The organism is Candidatus Xenohaliotis californiensis (assembly GCF_963930935.1).
Classification (GTDB): domain Bacteria; phylum Pseudomonadota; class Alphaproteobacteria; order Rickettsiales; family CAWVOK01; genus Xenohaliotis; species Xenohaliotis californiensis.
On the sequence record NZ_CAWVOK010000018.1, the window covers coordinates 15,148 to 34,093 of the forward strand.

Below are 18,946 nucleotides of genomic sequence, written 5' to 3' on the forward strand. Positions count from 1 at the left end.
ATATAGATCCAAATAGTGCTACTGATTCAAATTACTTACGTAATGTCAGAATATGGTTTTAAATCTAAATTATTGCTAAAAACTCTATAAGCAAAGAAAGATAATATCTCAATATCAATCTTATGAAACATCTTGCAATCATCAATCTCCATAGAAAGCAAAATTCTTATTATTTTATTAATATAATCCATACTCCAAAAAGATAGCTGTCTTTTTATGGCATTTGCTAAATGAAAAAATATAGGAGGATTCATCATAGCAATAGCATTTTCAAAAGATTCACCTCTTTCTATAAAGCACTGTATTTTTAACATTTGTGAAAAATAATTTTGTAAATAACGTATAATAGTTGGCACCTTAACACCTTTGTACACAAAGCCATCTAGTAAAACAAAAAAGCTTGTATCTTTATCAGCAAGCTTAATGCACAAATCACTTAAACCATCTTGACTATAAGCAATACAACATTTTTTTACATCACTTTCTTCAATTATACTGCCATCAGCATACAAAGATAACTTTTTAACCTCAGATTCCATAAGTAATCTATCTCCATTAATAGCAGATACTATAGCTTTCTTAGCACTCTCACTGCATTGCAAATTGTAGCTTCTTAGTAAGAAATCTAATAATTTTCTTAGCTCTGCTATAGAGTCTGTATAGCAAGGAATTGAAGCAAATTTAGCGGACTTCTCACAAAAAAAACGTAATGTAGACTTAGCACTCAAACTACCTGCTAAAAAAATTATATATGATTTAGAAAACTCCATCTTATCCAACAATTTTAATAGCTGCTTTGATGCAAAGTCTACAGCACCATAAACTACAACGATTTTTAGTGCATTTGATGCAAAAAAATCTAAACTACATAACTCTAGTTCCAACAAACTAGGATCTTGCAATATGGAATTATATTCTAATTTAGCTACACAGGTATTATTCAATACAAAATTATTAAGATTTTTTACTATAGCTGCAAGCAACATCTCAACTTTACCCAAGTCTTGCCCATAGAGCAGTACACCTTTGTAGCACTGCAAACTATTTAAAAAATTTTTTACTTCTGTTTTTTTTATTTTCATTGCCAAGCACTAAAACAAAATATTAATTATTATATACACTTTAAGAAGATTGTGTTATTATTAGTGCAGAATAATGCTTGATATTTTATAAGGGGGTGTATTTTGGTAACTGTTTTTGTGCACAATAAAAACATTGAACAAGCTTTAAAATGGCTGCAACGCAAAATTCAACGTGAAGGCGTGCTAAGAGAAATCAAAATGCGCCGGGCATATGAAAAACCATCAGAAAAAAAAGCTAGGAAATCTGCTGACTCAACCCGTAGAAGACGTAAATTTGAAAAGAAAAAGATGAATAGTGGTTATTAAATTATCTATACAGATTTAACTTCAATAACTTCTGGGATATAGTATTTAAGCAAATTCTCTATCCCATGCTTTAGAGTAATATTAGCACTTGGGCAACCAATACATGCTCCTTTCAACTCTAATAAAACAATCCCATTATCAAAACCTCTAAATACCACTGAGCCACCATCCATAGCCAATGCTGGCTTAACACGATCATCGAGCAGTGCTTTTATCTGTTTAACTATATCACTGTTTAGATTATCATCTATATCACAATTGCCAGTATTATCACTTGGCAATATTTCTTCATTTCCATCAAACAGTGCCAAACCTACTTGGAAAAAAGATTCAATAGACTCAAAAATCATTTGACGTAAACTATCCCACAACTTACCATCATTTTTCCTCACAACAACAGCATTAGTTGTCAACATCACTGAAACAATACCTTCTATTTTAAATAATACTCTAACTAATGCAGAATTTATATTAGAATCATCTAGGTTAAAAGAAACTGGTTCAAAACTATAACCTAAATTCCCAAAAACAAATTTTAGTGCATTAGGATTTGGTGTTTCTTCAATTTGCAAGATCATAAAATAATAATTTTATTTAATACTATATAAAATTATACTATAGTTAATTATTTAGTGCAAAAAGTTATGTTGCAATATATATTGTTCATAGTAATCACACTATTTCTTGGTAAGTTATTAACGCCAATAATAATGCCATTAATACTAATATTTATACTAAGGCATATTTTAGTTGCATTTGGCATTGTGAAGCCAAAATTTTTCACAATCAACTTACGAGATTGGATTAACAAAAATACTACTAATAACTATAACCAACAAAGCTACAATGTAACTATGTCAAAATCTGAAGCTCTGGAAATTTTAGGCCTTAATATAAATGCAACAGAGCAAGAAATAAAATCTACATACAACAACCTTATCAAAAAAGTACACCCTGATCAAGGTGGGTCAGCATATCTAACAAGGCAGATAAATTTAGCAAAAAAAGTTTTAATAAAAAAATAATATCTAATTGAAAAGCTAAATTAGACTAATGAAATATTCATAACAAATGCTATTTGCCAAAAAATGAATAGAAATATACCAAAAATACAATGCTGTATACAAAAAATTAACATTTTATAAAAATAATTAAAATATGCTCAATTTGCACCAGGAATTATCATGCATGCAAAAAAAACTATTCAAAAACTAAAAGCTATAACCCTAGTAGAACTCAGTATTGTCTTAGCTGTTATGGGACTATTGATCAGTGCAACTTTAGTTGGCACACAAATTATAAAACAAGCACAAATACGCTCAATAATAACACATCTACAAGATGCAGAAAAGGCAATATACCAATTTCTCATTGCCCACGAATACTTACCAGGAGATTTTCCAAATGCACTAGATTTATGGAGTTACACAGATTTTCAGGAAAAATGTACAGGATATGATAATGGCACTGCAATTAATGATTTTACAAGCACCAATAAAGGATTTAATGGAAATGGTGATGCTATAGTTGGTGTTGCTGCCAATTCTGCTTCTGCTGGCAGTGTAGCTGGTCCAGATACCTCAGGTGTATTTTGCCACTTAGTACTTGGTGGATTTATGAAAACTGGGAACACAGTAATAACAAGAGTTCCTACATCTACAACTGCACAACTTGGAAAAGCAGGCATGTCACCAGATGGTAAAAACTCTATATATCTTATTGGCGCTAATACGGCCACAGACAACTTGCTTGGCAAACATGCACTTTATATGATTGGACCAGACAGCACTGCCGCTGACACTAAGCAAGCAAGAACTTCAAACCTAAAAAATACAGTTTCTACTAGCAAAGATCTCATGGCAATAGATATAAAAATAGATGATGGTCTGCCTGGTACAGGTCGAATAATTATGTTCAATGATACAAATGGAATTGGAACTAATTCATCATGCTGCGTAAAAAAAACAACTACTACTGGTTCAGCTCCTAAAACAACTGTTGGTACAGGTCTCACTGGTAGTAGCAAAAAATGCATTGATAGCTCATACTATAACTCAAAAAGCACAGGGAAAAATGCTTGCTATATGGCATATACAAGTAAAATGTTTTAACTAAATCACAACAAACACACTGTAGTTACAGTGTGTTTGTATCTAACATTCTTTAAACAAAATTATGATACAATCAATCCATCAAGACATTCATGTAAATCTTTCACTAAGTATAATGAACCGCATATTACTACCGTTCCAACCCTAGAGGAATTTTTTGACACTAACCTAAATGCATCTTCAATATCTTCAGCTATAAAAGATTTAACCCCTGCGCTTGCAGCAAACATACCAACCTCCTTGGCTGTACATGCAGATGGTTCAGACTTTACACAAACACAGCAAGCAAACTCTACAGCAGGCCTTAACCATCTAAAAAAATCAACCCCATTCTTACCTTGTGTGAAACCAGTGATAATATAAAATGGCTCTTTTTTTCCACTCAACATCCATGCAGATAAAACTCTTGCAGCATCAGGATTGTGTGCACCATCAACAAATACAGACCAACCACTACCCTTTAACAAACGATTCTTTTCCCAGCAATAATTAATCAATTCTATTCTAGCTGGCCAGTTTACATTAGCAAAACCATGCTCTATATCTTCTTGATATATATCAGCATCATTCCTTTTATTGAGAATACTAATAGCAGCAATTACTGTTGCAGCATTATATACTTGATGATCACCTGCTAATGCTGGCTTAAGACAGCTCATCTCCCAACCATTGGAAAAAAAAGTCATGTATGAATCTTTTATGCTGTAATCCCACTCAACACCACCTCTGGATAATGCCACTTTTTTATCCTTTGCATTATCTTCTATTTTTTTTATTATATCTGCAGTCTGTTTTGCAACAACACATGGCACACCTTTTCTCATAATACCAGACTTCTCATAAACAATATTGTCCATACTGGTACCCAAAAAATCAACATGATCAAATGATAAGCTGGTTATTATAGATACTAAAACATTATCAACTATATTGGTAGCATCCAATCTACCACCCATACCAACTTCCAATATAGAAAAATCTGCTCGAATCTGTGAAAATGCCACAAATGCTGCAACTGTTAGTGCCTCAAATAAACACATTCTTAAGCCATTAGATGCTATTCGAACATCTTCTAAACAATTATAAAGCAGACTATCGCTTATAGCAGAATTTGCAACCACAATTCTTTCATTAACATGAATTATATGTGGCGATGTATATAAATGCACTTTATAGCCAGCACTTACAAGAGTTGAAAACAATAATGCAGAGGTTGATCCTTTACCATTAGTTCCTGCAACATGCAATACTGGTGGGATTGATAAATGTGGATTTCCCAGCTTATTTAAAACTTCAGCAACAATCTCCAAGCCTTGCTCATGCTGGTATCTAGCAGAATTCTTAGGCCAATGTGGTAAAAATGCCATAAAAATTTATATAGAAAAATATAATTATAATTAAATAATCACTAATAATAAAATCTTTTATTGTCTCATGCAATCCAAGTGAATAGAATCAAAAAATAAAGTAATAATGCTTAAACTTGCATATGTATCAAAAGGCTATACAAATCCCTAAAAAATACTGTTTATTATTATTAATTGGTATGTTGATATGGTTCATGCCAAAAACAAAAACTTATCAATTAGCAGATACTATTAATACTTTACGCCTGAGCCTAACATGTATGATTGCAATGCCTGTGCTCACCATAAAAAAGAAATTCTCTCTAGATAGAAAAATGCCATCTATGTTTCATATTATACTTATGGCTCTTTGTGGGTTGTTAAGCACACTTTCAATTCCAATACTTCCACTAATTCCAGTATTTGTTACTATACCTATTCTATGCTTAATCACAGCTAAAGTTGATAAACGCAATGCTTTCATTCTTGCATGGATTTTTGGTGCATGCCATCAAATAACCAATATGTATTGGATATACAAACCATTGAGCATTGCTGGTGCAAATTTTAGAATGCTAACTCCATTTGCAATTATTGCTATTGCTATCTTCTCTGGCTTTTTTACTGCTATGGCCATTCTATTGGCGCACAATCAAAGACGAGAAATTCATACAAACCCTGTAATCTTCTCTACTACTTGGGTTGTAATGGAGTATTGGAGAAATTTTATGGTACAAGGATTTCCTTGGGGGATAACTGGGTATTTTTGGATGCAGTATGAAACAATGGCACAAATCACTTCTATTATAGGAATATATGGTCTAAGTTTTTTAACTGTTATTATCTCCAGCAGTATTGCTATTGCACCAAAGAATCCAAAAATAATTGCAGTTCCTATGATGATAATGTTATTGATGTATATATATGGATATATCAGACTAAACAATTCTCAAATTACTTATAATAAAAATATTAATATGATTATAGTTGGCTCTAACATAGAGCAGAAATACAAATGGGATCCAATGGAATCAAAATCAAATCTTTTTACTCAAATAAGCAATACACAAAATATATTAAAAAATTTACATTCAAAAACAACTGATACAAATATTGTTGTATGGCCAGAAACAGCAGTACCATATGCTATAAAACTTGATGACAATGGTGAAAGCATAAAAACCCTTACTAAAATATTACCGGACAATATACAATTTTTAATTACTGGTGCCATAAGAATCTCAAAAAATAGAATGTGGAACAGTCTTTTAGCAATAGATAAAACAAATGATATAGTTAAATTCTATGATAAAAGATTACTAGTTCCATTTGGAGAATATATACCAGCAATAATACCAATGAAAAAGATTACCCCTGGTCATATTAATCTAAATGCTGGCAACATAGATAATGTTATAACCCCATCCACTACAATACCTAATTTTGGCACTATGATATGTTATGAAGCATTGATGCCATATCAACTAACTAATACAAACAAACCAATCCAGTGGTTAATTAACATTACAAATGATGCATGGTTCAATAAAACAATAGCACCATATACACATTTTTCTATGACACGTATACGTGCCATAGAACGTGGAGTACCACTTATAAGAGTTGCCAATCAAGGCAAATCAGCTGTTATTGACCCGTATGGTAGAATAATAAGCAAAGATGACAAAAACCATATAGTTTCAGCATTGCCAAATCCCATAAAACCAACTATTTTTAGCCATTTCATTGACAATGGTCATATGCACAAACTTATGCTTGTAACAACTCTATTAGTATTCTTAAGATACTGTTTTAAAATATATTCCAAACATAACTTTTATTATGGTTAATATAGTAATATTTTACAACTAAAAGTTAAAAATATATAATTTATATATACAAAAAATTGTCTTTACAATAACTATTATATTATTATTGAATTATACTTTTACCCCCTATATACTAAAGTATTGTATTAGTGACATATAATTCATATGCCCCATCCAATTGATTTACACGCTGGCAAACAATTGCGTACCATACGCTTAGTCCGCAACTTAACACAAGAAGATTTAGGCAAAAAGGTAAATATAACAACTCAACAAATACAAAAGTATGAAAAAGGACAAAATCGCATTAGTGCAAGTAGACTTTATGAATTTTCAGTTGTGCTTAATGTCTCAATTGATTATTTTTTTAAAAATATAACAGATGAACCACAACTAAAAGATGATATATTAACACATGCAATACAAAATGATGATTTAAAATCACCATCAATGGCAATGTTCAGTGAAAATAGTGAGTCATTCATTAACGCTTTAAATGTCAACCCAATAGAAAACAAAGTTGCTGGCAGGCTACTGCATTCATTTTTCTCTATAAAAGAACACCACATTAAAGAAAAAATATTACAACTAGTCAAAGCACTAGCAAAAGAAACTAATTCATAATGCAATTGATTGTATAGACAAATCAACTGTACAATACTTATTTTTATCTATGTTATATGAAAATTCTAGCAAAAAAAGCTCTTGGTCAACACTTTTGCATCAATCAAATAGTTCTAGCATCCATGATTGAAGCTGCTGGAAATATTAAGAATGAATATATACTAGAAATAGGCTCAGGCACTGGTGCACTTTCCAATGCAATACTAGTAAACAAGCCAAAAGAACTTATCATGATAGAAAAGGATAGTAGATGTATACAGTTGCTTAATAAAATTAAAATACTACACAAAAATATAACTATAATAAATGCTGATGCCACAAATTATGATTTTTCTAAAAATTTTGCAGAAAAACAACCACTTACAGTAATTGCCAACTTGCCATACAATATCTCAACTGCAATTATTAATCATTTTCTAAAAAATATTAGTATTTTTAAAAAACTTACCCTAATGTTTCAACAAGAAGTTGCTAAACGTATAACAGCATCTCCTGGTAGCAAAGACTATAGCAGACTATCGGTATTGGTTGGTATGCTTTGTGATGTAAAATATATTACTACAGTATCACCACAAAGCTTTTACCCACAGCCAAAAGTTAACTCAGCAATAGTAACACTTACTCCAAAGAATATTACATATACACAATCTGAGATATCAACAATAAATAAAATAGCAAAAATAGTCTTCAATCAAAAAAGAAAGCAGCTTAGAAAAAGTTTAAATTTTATACCAAACATTATACAACACTTAGAAAATATAAAAATAAACCCAAAAAATAGGCCAGAAAATTTACAGATAGAAGATTTTTACAATATGGCAAAAATACCAACAATCAAAAATTTAATTCTCAGAAGATAATGATGCAATCAACATATCTAATGCACATAGCACAATATGCATTCTTATAGTAGCCCTATCATTGCCTAAAAAAATATTACTGACAATATTATTTTGAAATTCATTATTAATTTTGCATGTGCATGCTATGTATGCTAATCCAATATCTTTTCCCTCAACCTTATCAGGACCTGTAATGCCAGTGGTAGCTATTGCTATGCTATTTTTCAGTTTACCAAACTTATTAATAGCATTCAATGACATTGCTAATGCAACATGCTCACTAACAACGCCATGATTTGCTATCAAATCTTTATCAATGTCTAGTAAATTAATTTTTAAATCTGTAGCATAAGCAACTATTGCACCCTCAAAAAATCCAGATGAACCTGCAATGGAAGTGAGACTTGCTGCAAGCAAACCACCAGTACATGATTCTATGCTAATAATTTTTATATTTTTCTCATTAGCTAAATCTTTTATTTTAATAATTTTAGAATCAATTGAATTAACACTAGATGGATGGCAAATCATTTGGAAAGTTTTTTTCTCAGTATTTCATTCACCAATGATGGATTGGCCTTACCAGAAGTCTTTTTCATTACCTGTCCAACAAAAAAACCTAAGATCTTTTCTTTGCCATTTTTATATGCTAAAACACTATCTTGATTAATTGCTAAAATATTATCAACTAACTTCTCTATAGTAACTTCATCACTAAGTTGCTCTAGCCCCCTAGATTTGATTATAGACATTGGCTTACCACTAGTTTCACACATTTCTGCAAATACTTGCTTAGCTATAGTTCCAGATATAATACCTTGCTTTATAAGAATCACTAAGTCAGCCAAGTCACTAGGTTTAACAGGTGATTGCAATATAGATATTGAGTGTTTATTTAAATATCCAAATAATTCAACAGAAACCCAGTTACCTATCATTTTTGCATTCTCTAAGGAAATACCATGCTCAACAGCCTTTTCAAAAAAACTAGCACAATCCTTATTAGAAGCAATAACTTTTGCATCATATTCATTTAAATTCAAACTATTAACATATCTAGCAATTTTAGATTTTGGTAGTTCAGGTAAAGAGGCGGCAACACTATCTACAAAAGATTGCTCAAGTGAAACTACTGGTAAATCTGGATCAGGAAAATAATGATACTCATAAGCATTTTCCTTTTTACGCATAAATTCTGTAGTAGATAAATTAGGATTAAATAGTCTGGTTTCTTGTGTAATAGTGCCACCTGACTCAAGTAATGCAATCTGACGCTTTGCTTCACTTTCTATAGCAATAGAAATATTTCTAATAGAGTTTAGATTCTTAATTTCACACCTCTCTCCAAGTTTATCAGAACCTAATGGCCTCACTGAAACATTAGCATCACAACGCAATGAACCATTTTCCATATCACCATCACAGGCATTTATATAACGAAGTATTAAGCGTAATTCTTTAAGAAAACTAGTAGCCTCAGATGGTGAGGAAATATCTGGTTCAGTAATTATCTCCATTAATGCAATACCAGCTCTATTGAGATCAATGTAAGTGTGTATAGGCGACTGATCATGTATACTTTTTCCTGCATCTTGCTCAAGATGAATACTGCGCAAAACAATTTTCTTCTTATTTTCAATCTCAATAGCACCACCAGTAACAATTGGATTATAGAATTGTGTAATCTGATAACCTTGGGGCAAATCAGGATAGAAATAATGCTTACGATCAAAAAATGAATCCTTATTAATATTGCCACCTAAAGCTAAGCCAGTTTTAACAGCTTGTTTTATTACAAATTGATTCAATGATGGAAGAACACCAGGAAGTGCAGCATCAATAATTGAAGCATGTGAATTTGGTGCACCACCAAAATCTGTACTTGCACCAGAAAATAACTTAGATTCAGATATTACCTGAGCATGTATCTCTAATCCAACATCAACCTTCCAATCACCTTTGCTGCCATTTATAACCATCCTATCCACCACGTACGCATAACTTTTTCATCCTATTATACATTTTTGTAAAGCCAAGCAAAGAATAAGTATCATAAGACTTAGTGTTTTTATGAGATATTGCACTCACTCTCATTGTTAAGCCCTTTTTCATTTTATCAATTATAATATTATCAGTCTCTTGGTCATTAGCCCAAGCAAACTCACCTCTGGTAAATAAAGTATAATTATTCTTACCATCCACAGAGAGCATAACATTACTTTTCTCAAGATATGGATAACCTGCAGAAATGCTAAGCTCATCATCTCCTTCATCATTATTAATAACTATAATATATGGATCATCTCTTTTTTTATAAGTTCCCTCCTGCTTTATTGGAAAAGAGCCTATATAACATACGGAACTATCACCTTGCTTTGCCCTATAAAGACTCCATCTTTTCTCATGATCAATTTCTTTAACATCATCACTGGAAAAACTTGCAAAAGAACTAAATAACGTAAGCATTATAGCTAAACAGTGCAAAATATTAAGCATAAACAATCCAACAGGCATTAATAATGCATATAGTACTAATAAAACAAATCAAGTCAATAGCTCAAAAAACATTACGCAATGCTCGCAACTTTTTAAAGGCCTTAAATTCATCATTTACACCCAATGAGTTTCTTATGAAAATTTTATCACATCTAAAAAAAGGATTAATTTTCTTTTCCAATCTCAAGGTAGATGGTGCTGTAATTAGATTAGGCATTAGTAAATTTTTATAATCTAAAAGATCTCGATTGCCTGAATCATATTGCAATGCAAAATCCACATTCTTAATAGTATACTCATGGCCAAAAAACACCTTGGTATCTTCTGGTAAAGATTTTATATTCTGCATGCTACAAAATAGCTCAGACACACTGCCCTCAAATACTCTGCCACAACCAGCAGAAAACAAAATATCACCAGAAAAAAGCCACTTAAAATCTGATATATAAAACATTATATGACCAAAAGCATGTCCCGGGGTATTAATAAATTTAATATTAAAACCCTCAAACACAAATAAATCTTCAGCAATAATATCAATTCCAGCTATATATTTCTGATTTGCAATATTGTTTACAATTTGACAACCATATTTTTTTTTAATTTTATCATTACCACCAGTATGGTCATAATGATGGTGTGTGTTTAATATATATAATGGTTTTATATTAAGTTTATCAATTCTATTAATTAATGGTTGTGTATCTGTGGTAGTGTCTATGATAAGAGCATTACCATTTTCTAAAGAATAAATTATATAATTATAATTATCCAATAATACTCTAACAATCTCAACCTCTAACAATGCAAACCTCCATACAACTATTGGCAAAAAGTGAGCAATGGCCTAGCTTTAAAAAATATTTTAGATAATCATAAAACTAAAAAATTTGTAACAAATCATCTATTAAATAAGCTTAAGACTAGAACACAAAATACACACATTACATATTAATACAACACAAAAATAAATAAAAAATCTAAATGAAATCTTAAACTAGAAATGCACTAAAGCATAGAAGCAAAATAAAAAACCTGAAAAAAAACTACTTAAATATTAAGCTAAGCACCAGCTTCTATATTTGAACAATTTTGCTTACTAAAAGATTTCTCCACTACAACAGTATTGGACATACTTAACTTAGAATATCTCTCTAATAAGTCTAATTCAGCTACAATTTCTTTATATATTCCACGTAATTTTCCTGTCAAATCATAACAATTGGAAGCTTTATTCAAAAAATCATTACAATCAGATAAAAATCTATTTCTAACATGCTCAGATATACTGTCCATAATATCACAAAAAACACCTTGAGCTGTACACATTATAGAGGCGCTTACTGCATCACTATCATCACATGATTCTATATCATGAAAAATATTTTGCAATCTACCCATCAAAGTGTACAGTTCTTTAGTTGTAATATCAGTTGAAACAATAGAATTTTTTAATAACTGCATCATCATTGATGTATCTGATGCAAAATAAGATGTAATACCCTTAATAATAGGTGCATTGTTGCAAGAAAGCAGATAACCACTTATACTATTCTGCAGTGCTTCATAGCTCTGCTCAGACAAAGCATTATAACATCCAATCCAATAAATTATGTTATTAATTGAATTATATATATCATTTTTCATCTGCCCAATATTACTAAAAAATCTGGTAATTTTTACACTATCATCCAATTTAGAAATACACTCTTCTTGCTGCTCACCATGAACAGCAACGTATTTCTCGTGACTCTCATGCAATGACTGAGCAAGATAATCAGCTATAAATGGCAGCTCTCTAATAATTAAACTAAAAGCCATTTGAACCATTCGCATAATACCACCTTCACGATGCAGTGAGATGCCTTGTTCATTGTTAACTTTAGGTAAAATATTATCTATCTCATTAAACAATGCATCCACTGAAGTAATATTTGTAAAATTCAATAAAATTGACTTAGTTGATCCATCTATAGATATAAAGCTACTAGCTGGCAAATATTGAGAAAAATTTTCTAAGAGTGAAGTTATATTATTTACAACACTGGTCATCTTAATAAGCCAATCACCATAAATTCTACCATCATCAAAATTATCACGAAAAGATTGTATAGTTCCAACTAACTCTGTGCACATATCTTTAACGATATGCAACAAATTATACCATTGATCTTTTCTTATAGGAGCAATATTGCCACTATAATTTCTGTAGTGAATACAATCAAGAACCAATTCATTAATATTCTCAATACATTCAATAGCAATTGGCAGTAAACTTTCCACTCTATATGAACCTAAAACAAGAAAATTTATTACTGCATCTTTCATTCTATTAGTGCTGCTTTTTTTTAATCTATGACACTCTTTGCATGCTTCATCAAGTTCTACAATAGCATCTGCTAGTGTATTAATTACATCCTTGTCACACAAAATAGCTGTTAATTTATCAAAACTCTTTTGATTAAGTAAAATGCTACCTGCCATTCTAATCATGCGATTGCCAGACAATGAGTCTGCTAAAAATAAAGCTCTTTCTCTAAAAACTGGCCTAATAGCACAAAATCTCTCAAGTAGATCTTTATTTTCAATAATCTTTTCTGCAAGTTTTCCTAACCTATAATGACATACACGTTTCTTATAACTTGATAAATCTTCCCCAGGTTTTCGCTGGCAAATATTGTAAGGATAAAAACCAGCACGAGTTACTAACTTAGACAACAACAATGAACTATCAGCTGTAGCTTTTAATTTTAATGGAGTGTGTATATTAGAACTACTATGAGGTTTGCCATCTGTTACAAGCAGCAAAACTTCATCACTATACTTAAAACTTTTAGCATGAAAGGAGTGCTCTATGTTGTATACAAACCTTAAGACTGAAGTCACATATGGCGCAAAAAACAACATAATATCGCCAAGCATAGCTTTGACAAGATCTCTCATTACATCATATGTGCTCAAAAAAACCAGACACAAAAATACATAAAAATGTATTATTGTACCTATCATATTATTTAATGAATTAAAAAAACCTTTCTTATTCACTAAATTCCTAAAAAATTAATCTAAAATGCTAAATTATAACATATAAATTACAAAGAATCACAAAGTAAATCATTTAATTTACTTAAAAAATCAATCTTATTAACTATCTCTTCATTTTCCATTACACAAGCCTCTGCAAATAGTATATGCACAACTCTAGCTACTTTCTCAGTATCGCTATCTTTGTTTAAAGCAATAGCATTTTTTATGATAGGATGTTTTGTATTGATCTCTAATATTTTTGCTGACTTTTGTGAACCTGAAAGCTGTTTCTGATCAATAAGCATACGCTCCATCCTAGAGTTCATTGCCCCTTCTTTGATTGCTAAGCACACTGGACTATCATGTAATTTTTTGGAAATACCAACTTCACTTACTGCATCACCAAGTATCTCTTTTGCTTTTTCTAAAAACAACTTAACTGCCTCTTGATCTTCTTCTGTTTCTGCTGAGGAATCATCTTGTTCAACAGATTTTGCTATCTCATCAAGATCAATATCAGAAATTGCTACAGATTTAAATCCAGTACCCTTATAATCCTGAACTACACTAGTCCAAAAATCATCCACTGGATCACGCAAAATTAAAACCTCAATACCTCTAGAAACAAACCCTTCTATTTGTGGACTTCTTCTGGCATTCTCTATGCTATCTGCATTAATAAAAAAAATATTTTTTTGTTGCTCTTTCATTCTAGATAAATAATCATCTAAGCTTATTAGCTCATCTCCAATAGAACTGTAAAATCGTGATACTGATAAAATACGCTCTCTAGACTCAGTATCCATTGCCTCACATAAACCTTCTTTAAGAACAGAGCCAAAATTATCCCAAAACTCAACATAAGCTTTAGAATCTGACTTAGCTGATTTATCTAATTCACTCAAAACCTTTTTAACTATTAAAGATCTAATTTTATTAACTGTACTATTATTCTGTAATGTTTCTCGACTAATATTAAGAGGCAAGTCATCAGAGTCAACTACTCCACGCAAAAACCTCATATAACTAGGTATTAAATTTACATTATCTTCAGTAATAAAAACTTTATTTACATATAGCTTAACGTTTGTACGTCTGTCTGGATGAAAAAGGTCAAATGGTTTTATTTTGGGAATAAATAAAAGATTGGTATATTGAACCACACCTTCACTTTTATTGTGTAATATCATCCAAGGCTCACCACCAACATGTGCTACACTGCGAAAAAATTCATTATACTGCGTAGAGCTTATATCCTTCTTATTTTTACGCCATAATGCAGCACCACCATTCAACTTATCACTACCTTTCTCATCATCAATCCATTCAATATCAAAACCAACATGATCAGAATAAGTTGTTACAATATGCTCTATACGAAAACGATCTAAATATTCTTTCTTATTTTCTTTTAATTTTATTAAAATCTGAGTACCTCTAGGAAGTTCTGTATCAGACTCAGTAATTGTAAAACCATCCTTACCATCTGAACTCCAAACCCATCCTTTACCATTATCATCAAATTTTCTTGACTTAACAATTACTTCATCAGAAATCATAAAGACAGAGTAAAAACCAACGCCAAATTGACCAATTAAATCATTTGCTTTGCCTTTATCTTGCTTCATGGCTTCTATAAATCTTTGCGTGCCAGACTGTGCAATTGTGCCCAGATTATTTACTAAATCATCATGATTCATGCCAATGCCATTGTCATGCACCAATAAACTACCCTCATCTTTGTTGGCTTTAATACAAATTTTTAGCTTTGCATCATCACCAAAGACATTAGAATTAGAAATAGCCATATAACGAAGTTTATCACAAGCATCAGATGCATTGGAAATTAACTCTCTTAAAAAAATGTCTTCATTAGTATAAAGTGAGTGAATAACTAAATCCAAAACCCTGCCAATCTCAGCATCAAAAACATGTTTTTCTTTGTGCTTTGCTTCCACCATAAAAAACCTTAATGAATTTAACTATACTATATAGATAATTTTTAAAACTCTAATTTTCAAGTGCTAATCAAAAAATGTTTACAGAATGTCTATATTTATGTCAAAATAAAAATATTTTATTAGCAAAATACATTAATGAGTGATACTGATCTTAATGAGAAACAATGGGAAGCTGTCTCTAAAACAGAAGGACCTGTAATAATTCTTGCAGGTGCAGGAACTGGTAAAACAAAAACAATAACAACACGCATAGCACAGATAATAAAAGATGGCATAGCAGAAGCACCACAAATACTTGCTGTCACCTTTACCAACAAAGCTGCAAAAGAAATGCGGGACAGGATAGATAATATGGTTGGCTATCCAGTGAGACCATGGGTTCAAACTTTCCATGCTGCTGCTCTCTTGATTTTACGTCAAAATGTTGAAAATATTAAAAATTTCTCTAGAGATTTTACTATATCTGATGCAGATGAACAGCAAAAGCTGATTAAAAGCATTGCAAATGAAATTGCACCTGGTTTCATAGATAGAACAACACATAAAAAATTTACCTCACGCTACATCCTTGGAGTTATACAAAACTGGAAAGACAATGCCAAAACACCAGAACAAGCAGCACAAATTGCTGCCTTTAGAAAAAACCAACAACTTCAACAAATAGCAAAAATTTATGGCACATATCAAGAAAGATTGCAAAAAAATAATTCCATGGATTTTGGTGATCTTTTAATAAAAAATATAGAGCTATTTACAAATCAAGATATTTTGCAAAAATACCAAAACAAATTCAAATACATTACAATAGATGAATATCAAGATACAAATACAATTCAATACCAATGGGCAAAACTTCTAGCAAAACAACACAACAATATTTGCTGTGTTGGCGATGGTGATCAGTCAATATACAGTTGGCGTGGTGCCAAAATAGAAAACATAATGAATTTCATGAAAGACTTTCCAAATTTCACACTAGTTAAATTAGAAAAAAACTACCGTTCAACCACAAATATACTAAACATTGCATCTTCTATTATTAGTTACAATAAAAATAGAATCGACAAAAGACTATATTCAGACATGCAGCATGTAGAAAAGGCAAAAATAATCAAATTTCCCAATCAAATAATAGAAGCTAATCATATTATTAACCAAATAGTAAACACTAAATCTCAAAACCCAGAAAGAGATTGCATAATACTAATCCGCTCTAACTCACAAAGTAGAATATTTGAGGATATGTGTGTAAAAAAAAATATCCCATACCAAATAATTGGTGGCATGCGCTTCTATGATCGCGCAGTAATAAAAGACATGATAGCTTATCTAAAAGTTACACTAAATCCTGATAATGATATGGCACTACAACGCATTATCAATAAACCAAAACGTAGCATTGGGGAAGTAACATTTGAAAAAGCACTAAGCTATGCTATGCAAAATGGATCAACCATTGTGCAAAGTATAAATGATCAAACTCTAAATCAAAAAATTAAAACTAAAATAATACCTGTAGTGTCAAAAATAAAAACATGGCATGAGCTATCTAAAACAGAAAAGCCAGCAGAATTACTAAAAATCATATTAAATGATTCTGGATACAAGGAAATGCTAAATAACAATAAAGACAATGAATCATTGGATTCATTAAACAATATAAATGAGCTTATTAACTTTCTTTACAGCTTCAATGATCTTGGCACATTCCTTGAACAAATTGCATTAAACAATTCTGCTGATAATAGCACGGAAGAAGTAGTTAAAATAAAAATAATGACTATTCATGCTGCAAAAGGATTAGAATTTCATAGTGTATTCCTACCTAACTGGAATGATGGTGTTTTTCCTAATAGGCTAGCAATAGAAGATTCTGCTATTGGCATAGAAGAGGAGAGAAGGCTTGCATATGTGGCAATCACTAGAGCCAGAGAACAATTATGCATATCATACTCAGCATCTGGTATAAACAATGGAACTTACTCAGAGTTTGAGAAATCGCGCTTTATAAATGAAATAGATCAAGAAGATGTTAACTTTGTTGATCTAAGCACAGGAAATCTAATGCATCGGCCAAACAAAAAGCAAAATAAATTTAATAATATAAACAGACAACCTGAGAACAAACAAAAATCATTACTATCTATTATTGGTAAAAAAATAGATCATCCAGAACTTGGTAGGATAATTGTATTATCTGCTAGTAGTGATATGGCAGAAGTATTGTCACTTAAAAGTTGCAGCATAACAAAAATTCCACTTGCACAGCTAAAAATATTTAAAAATATTTAATCAATAACAACAGCATTTCCAGAAAATTATTCAGTTAAAAATCTGTAAGCTTAGTATCTGTAGATGCTATAATTTTTGAGCCATACAGTACTATGCAATCATTATTCATACAAAAAACTACTGTATGAGTCTATATCACTAGAATGAAAATTATTAACACCACAGCATTGCCCATTAAAATCACAACTGCACCTTTATCTTATTTTTTATACTTGTTTTTCATCAGTTATAGAGGATGATTATAGTTAACTGAATTAACAGTGTGCAATCTACTTGATGAGGTGTGTAACATGTATCTAGGAGTTTTATCACTTTGACTTGCATAAGTAGATCCTATGTCATTAGGGTTAACATAATCTATGTTACAACAACTACCAACTGCACCTCTGTCTTGTTTTCTATACTTGCTTCTCGTCAATTGTGGAGGATGATTATAGTTAACTGAATTAACAGTGTGCAATGCACTTGATGGGGTGTGTAACATGTATTTAGGAGTTTTATCATTATATGCAGAACAATAAGATAGCTTAGCACTAAAGCCACATCTACATGATTTATGCATATTCAATACTTTCTTCTCAGAAACCTTAGATGCTGAAACAAAAATACCATATTGTTTATCTTGCAAAAGCTCAGCAGAACCAAAATCTAATTTCATGCTACTTCTATAAACAATTTTGCCATCTGATTTCTCATATTTATTAAATGAAAATCTAGTCATAAACAATGGATCATATGATGCATAAGATCCTGCATGTGGAGTAATAAAATGAGCAACATGCCAGCTCTTTTGCATACTGGAATCTTTGAACTTCAGAAGTGGATAGTTACCAGCATTATCTTTTTTAAAAAGTGGACAACTGTTATGATCTTGAGATCTAGAATATCCCTCAAGCTTAGTATAACAATCTTTAACAAAAGAAATACTTCTAGTTTCTGGTATTGGTTTATAGTCTAATGTTTTTGTATCTCTCACAGGATAAGATTTTACATCAGTAAAATATATGGTATGTATTTTATCTGACAGCAT

At 31.1% G+C, this 18,946-nt stretch carries 17 protein-coding genes; 7 read left to right on the plus strand and 10 right to left on the minus strand.

From position 1 onward, the window contains the following. Positions 1 to 35 precede the first annotated feature (35 nt). Positions 36 to 1,082 carry a DNA polymerase III subunit delta gene (gene holA / locus AABI72_RS02080; RefSeq protein WP_338363919.1) on the minus strand — a complete coding sequence of 349 codons (1,047 nt, stop codon included), beginning with the start codon at positions 1,080 to 1,082 and terminating at the stop codon, positions 36 to 38. A 102-nt stretch (positions 1,083 to 1,184) separates the two neighbouring features. Between holA and rpsU the strand changes: the two genes are divergently transcribed. Beyond that, the gene (gene rpsU / locus AABI72_RS02085; protein WP_338363921.1) at positions 1,185 to 1,388 is read left to right on the plus strand and encodes a 30S ribosomal protein S21; all 204 of its coding nucleotides are present in this window, start codon (positions 1,185 to 1,187) and stop codon (positions 1,386 to 1,388) included. 5 nt (positions 1,389 to 1,393) lie between these two features. Here rpsU and AABI72_RS02090 read toward each other — a convergent pair whose 3' ends face one another. Then, entirely contained in the window at positions 1,394 to 1,966 is a 573-nt protein-coding gene (locus AABI72_RS02090) for a NifU family protein (RefSeq protein WP_338363924.1), read from the minus strand. Positions 1,967 to 2,098: 132 nt separating this feature from the next. Here AABI72_RS02090 and AABI72_RS02095 point away from each other — a divergent pair, with 132 nt between their 5' ends. After that, positions 2,099 to 2,413, plus strand: a complete 315-nt coding sequence (locus AABI72_RS02095) for a DnaJ domain-containing protein (protein WP_338363926.1) — start codon at positions 2,099 to 2,101, stop codon at positions 2,411 to 2,413. Between the two features lie 159 nt (positions 2,414 to 2,572). Continuing rightward, complete coding sequence (locus AABI72_RS02100) at positions 2,573 to 3,499, plus strand: type II secretion system protein (RefSeq protein ID WP_338363928.1); 927 nt, start codon at positions 2,573 to 2,575, stop codon at positions 3,497 to 3,499. 62 nt (positions 3,500 to 3,561) lie between these two features. Here the strand turns inward: AABI72_RS02100 and AABI72_RS02105 are convergent, their stop codons facing one another. Further along, on the minus strand, positions 3,562 to 4,866 hold the full coding sequence (locus AABI72_RS02105; protein WP_338363930.1) for a folylpolyglutamate synthase/dihydrofolate synthase family protein: 1,305 nt from the start codon (positions 4,864 to 4,866) through the stop codon (positions 3,562 to 3,564). 194 nt (positions 4,867 to 5,060) lie between these two features. Here AABI72_RS02105 and lnt point away from each other — a divergent pair, with 194 nt between their 5' ends. The 3 genes from lnt (at position 5,061) to rsmA (ending at position 8,158) form a co-directional block, all read left to right on the plus strand. Beyond that, on the plus strand, positions 5,061 to 6,695 hold the full coding sequence (lnt, locus tag AABI72_RS02110; protein WP_338363932.1) for an apolipoprotein N-acyltransferase: 1,635 nt from the start codon (positions 5,061 to 5,063) through the stop codon (positions 6,693 to 6,695). A 144-nt stretch (positions 6,696 to 6,839) separates the two neighbouring features. Further along, positions 6,840 to 7,298, plus strand: a complete 459-nt coding sequence (locus AABI72_RS02115; RefSeq protein ID WP_338363934.1) for a helix-turn-helix transcriptional regulator — start codon at positions 6,840 to 6,842, stop codon at positions 7,296 to 7,298. A gap of 56 nt (positions 7,299 to 7,354) precedes the next feature. After that, positions 7,355 to 8,158 carry a 16S rRNA (adenine(1518)-N(6)/adenine(1519)-N(6))-dimethyltransferase RsmA gene (gene rsmA, locus AABI72_RS02120; protein WP_338363937.1) on the plus strand — a complete coding sequence of 268 codons (804 nt, stop codon included), beginning with the start codon at positions 7,355 to 7,357 and terminating at the stop codon, positions 8,156 to 8,158. Here the strand turns inward: rsmA and AABI72_RS02125 are convergent. The 6 genes from AABI72_RS02125 to htpG form a co-directional block, all read right to left on the minus strand. Next, entirely contained in the window at positions 8,141 to 8,671 is a 531-nt protein-coding gene (locus AABI72_RS02125) for a CinA family protein (RefSeq protein ID WP_338363939.1), read from the minus strand. The genes rsmA and AABI72_RS02125 overlap by 18 nt on opposite strands. Further along, on the minus strand, positions 8,668 to 10,119 hold the full coding sequence (gene gatB / locus AABI72_RS02130) for an Asp-tRNA(Asn)/Glu-tRNA(Gln) amidotransferase subunit GatB (RefSeq protein WP_338363998.1): 1,452 nt from the start codon (positions 10,117 to 10,119) through the stop codon (positions 8,668 to 8,670). The genes AABI72_RS02125 and gatB overlap by 4 nt, the downstream gene beginning before the upstream one ends. A gap of 1 nt (position 10,120) precedes the next feature. Further along, positions 10,121 to 10,636, minus strand: coding sequence for an invasion associated locus B family protein (locus AABI72_RS02135; RefSeq protein ID WP_338363941.1), 516 nt, complete (start codon positions 10,634 to 10,636; stop codon positions 10,121 to 10,123). A 61-nt stretch (positions 10,637 to 10,697) separates the two neighbouring features. Beyond that, positions 10,698 to 11,468 carry a hydroxyacylglutathione hydrolase gene (gene gloB / locus AABI72_RS02140; protein ID WP_338363943.1) on the minus strand — a complete coding sequence of 257 codons (771 nt, stop codon included), beginning with the start codon at positions 11,466 to 11,468 and terminating at the stop codon, positions 10,698 to 10,700. Positions 11,469 to 11,698: 230 nt separating this feature from the next. Further along, positions 11,699 to 13,579: a hypothetical protein gene (locus tag AABI72_RS02145; protein WP_338363945.1), complete on the minus strand. Its 1,881-nt coding sequence runs from the start codon at positions 13,577 to 13,579 to the stop codon at positions 11,699 to 11,701. Between the two features lie 149 nt (positions 13,580 to 13,728). Beyond that, positions 13,729 to 15,624: a molecular chaperone HtpG gene (gene htpG / locus AABI72_RS02150; RefSeq protein WP_338363947.1), complete on the minus strand. Its 1,896-nt coding sequence runs from the start codon at positions 15,622 to 15,624 to the stop codon at positions 13,729 to 13,731. 135 nt (positions 15,625 to 15,759) lie between these two features. On the opposite strand from htpG, the gene AABI72_RS02155 reads away from it, so the two are divergent. Beyond that, on the plus strand, positions 15,760 to 17,916 hold the full coding sequence (locus AABI72_RS02155) for an ATP-dependent helicase (protein WP_338363949.1): 2,157 nt from the start codon (positions 15,760 to 15,762) through the stop codon (positions 17,914 to 17,916). A gap of 226 nt (positions 17,917 to 18,142) precedes the next feature. On the opposite strand, the gene AABI72_RS02160 is transcribed toward AABI72_RS02155, so the two are convergent. Continuing rightward, on the minus strand, positions 18,143 to 18,946 hold the full coding sequence (locus tag AABI72_RS02160; RefSeq protein WP_338363951.1) for a hypothetical protein: 804 nt from the start codon (positions 18,944 to 18,946) through the stop codon (positions 18,143 to 18,145).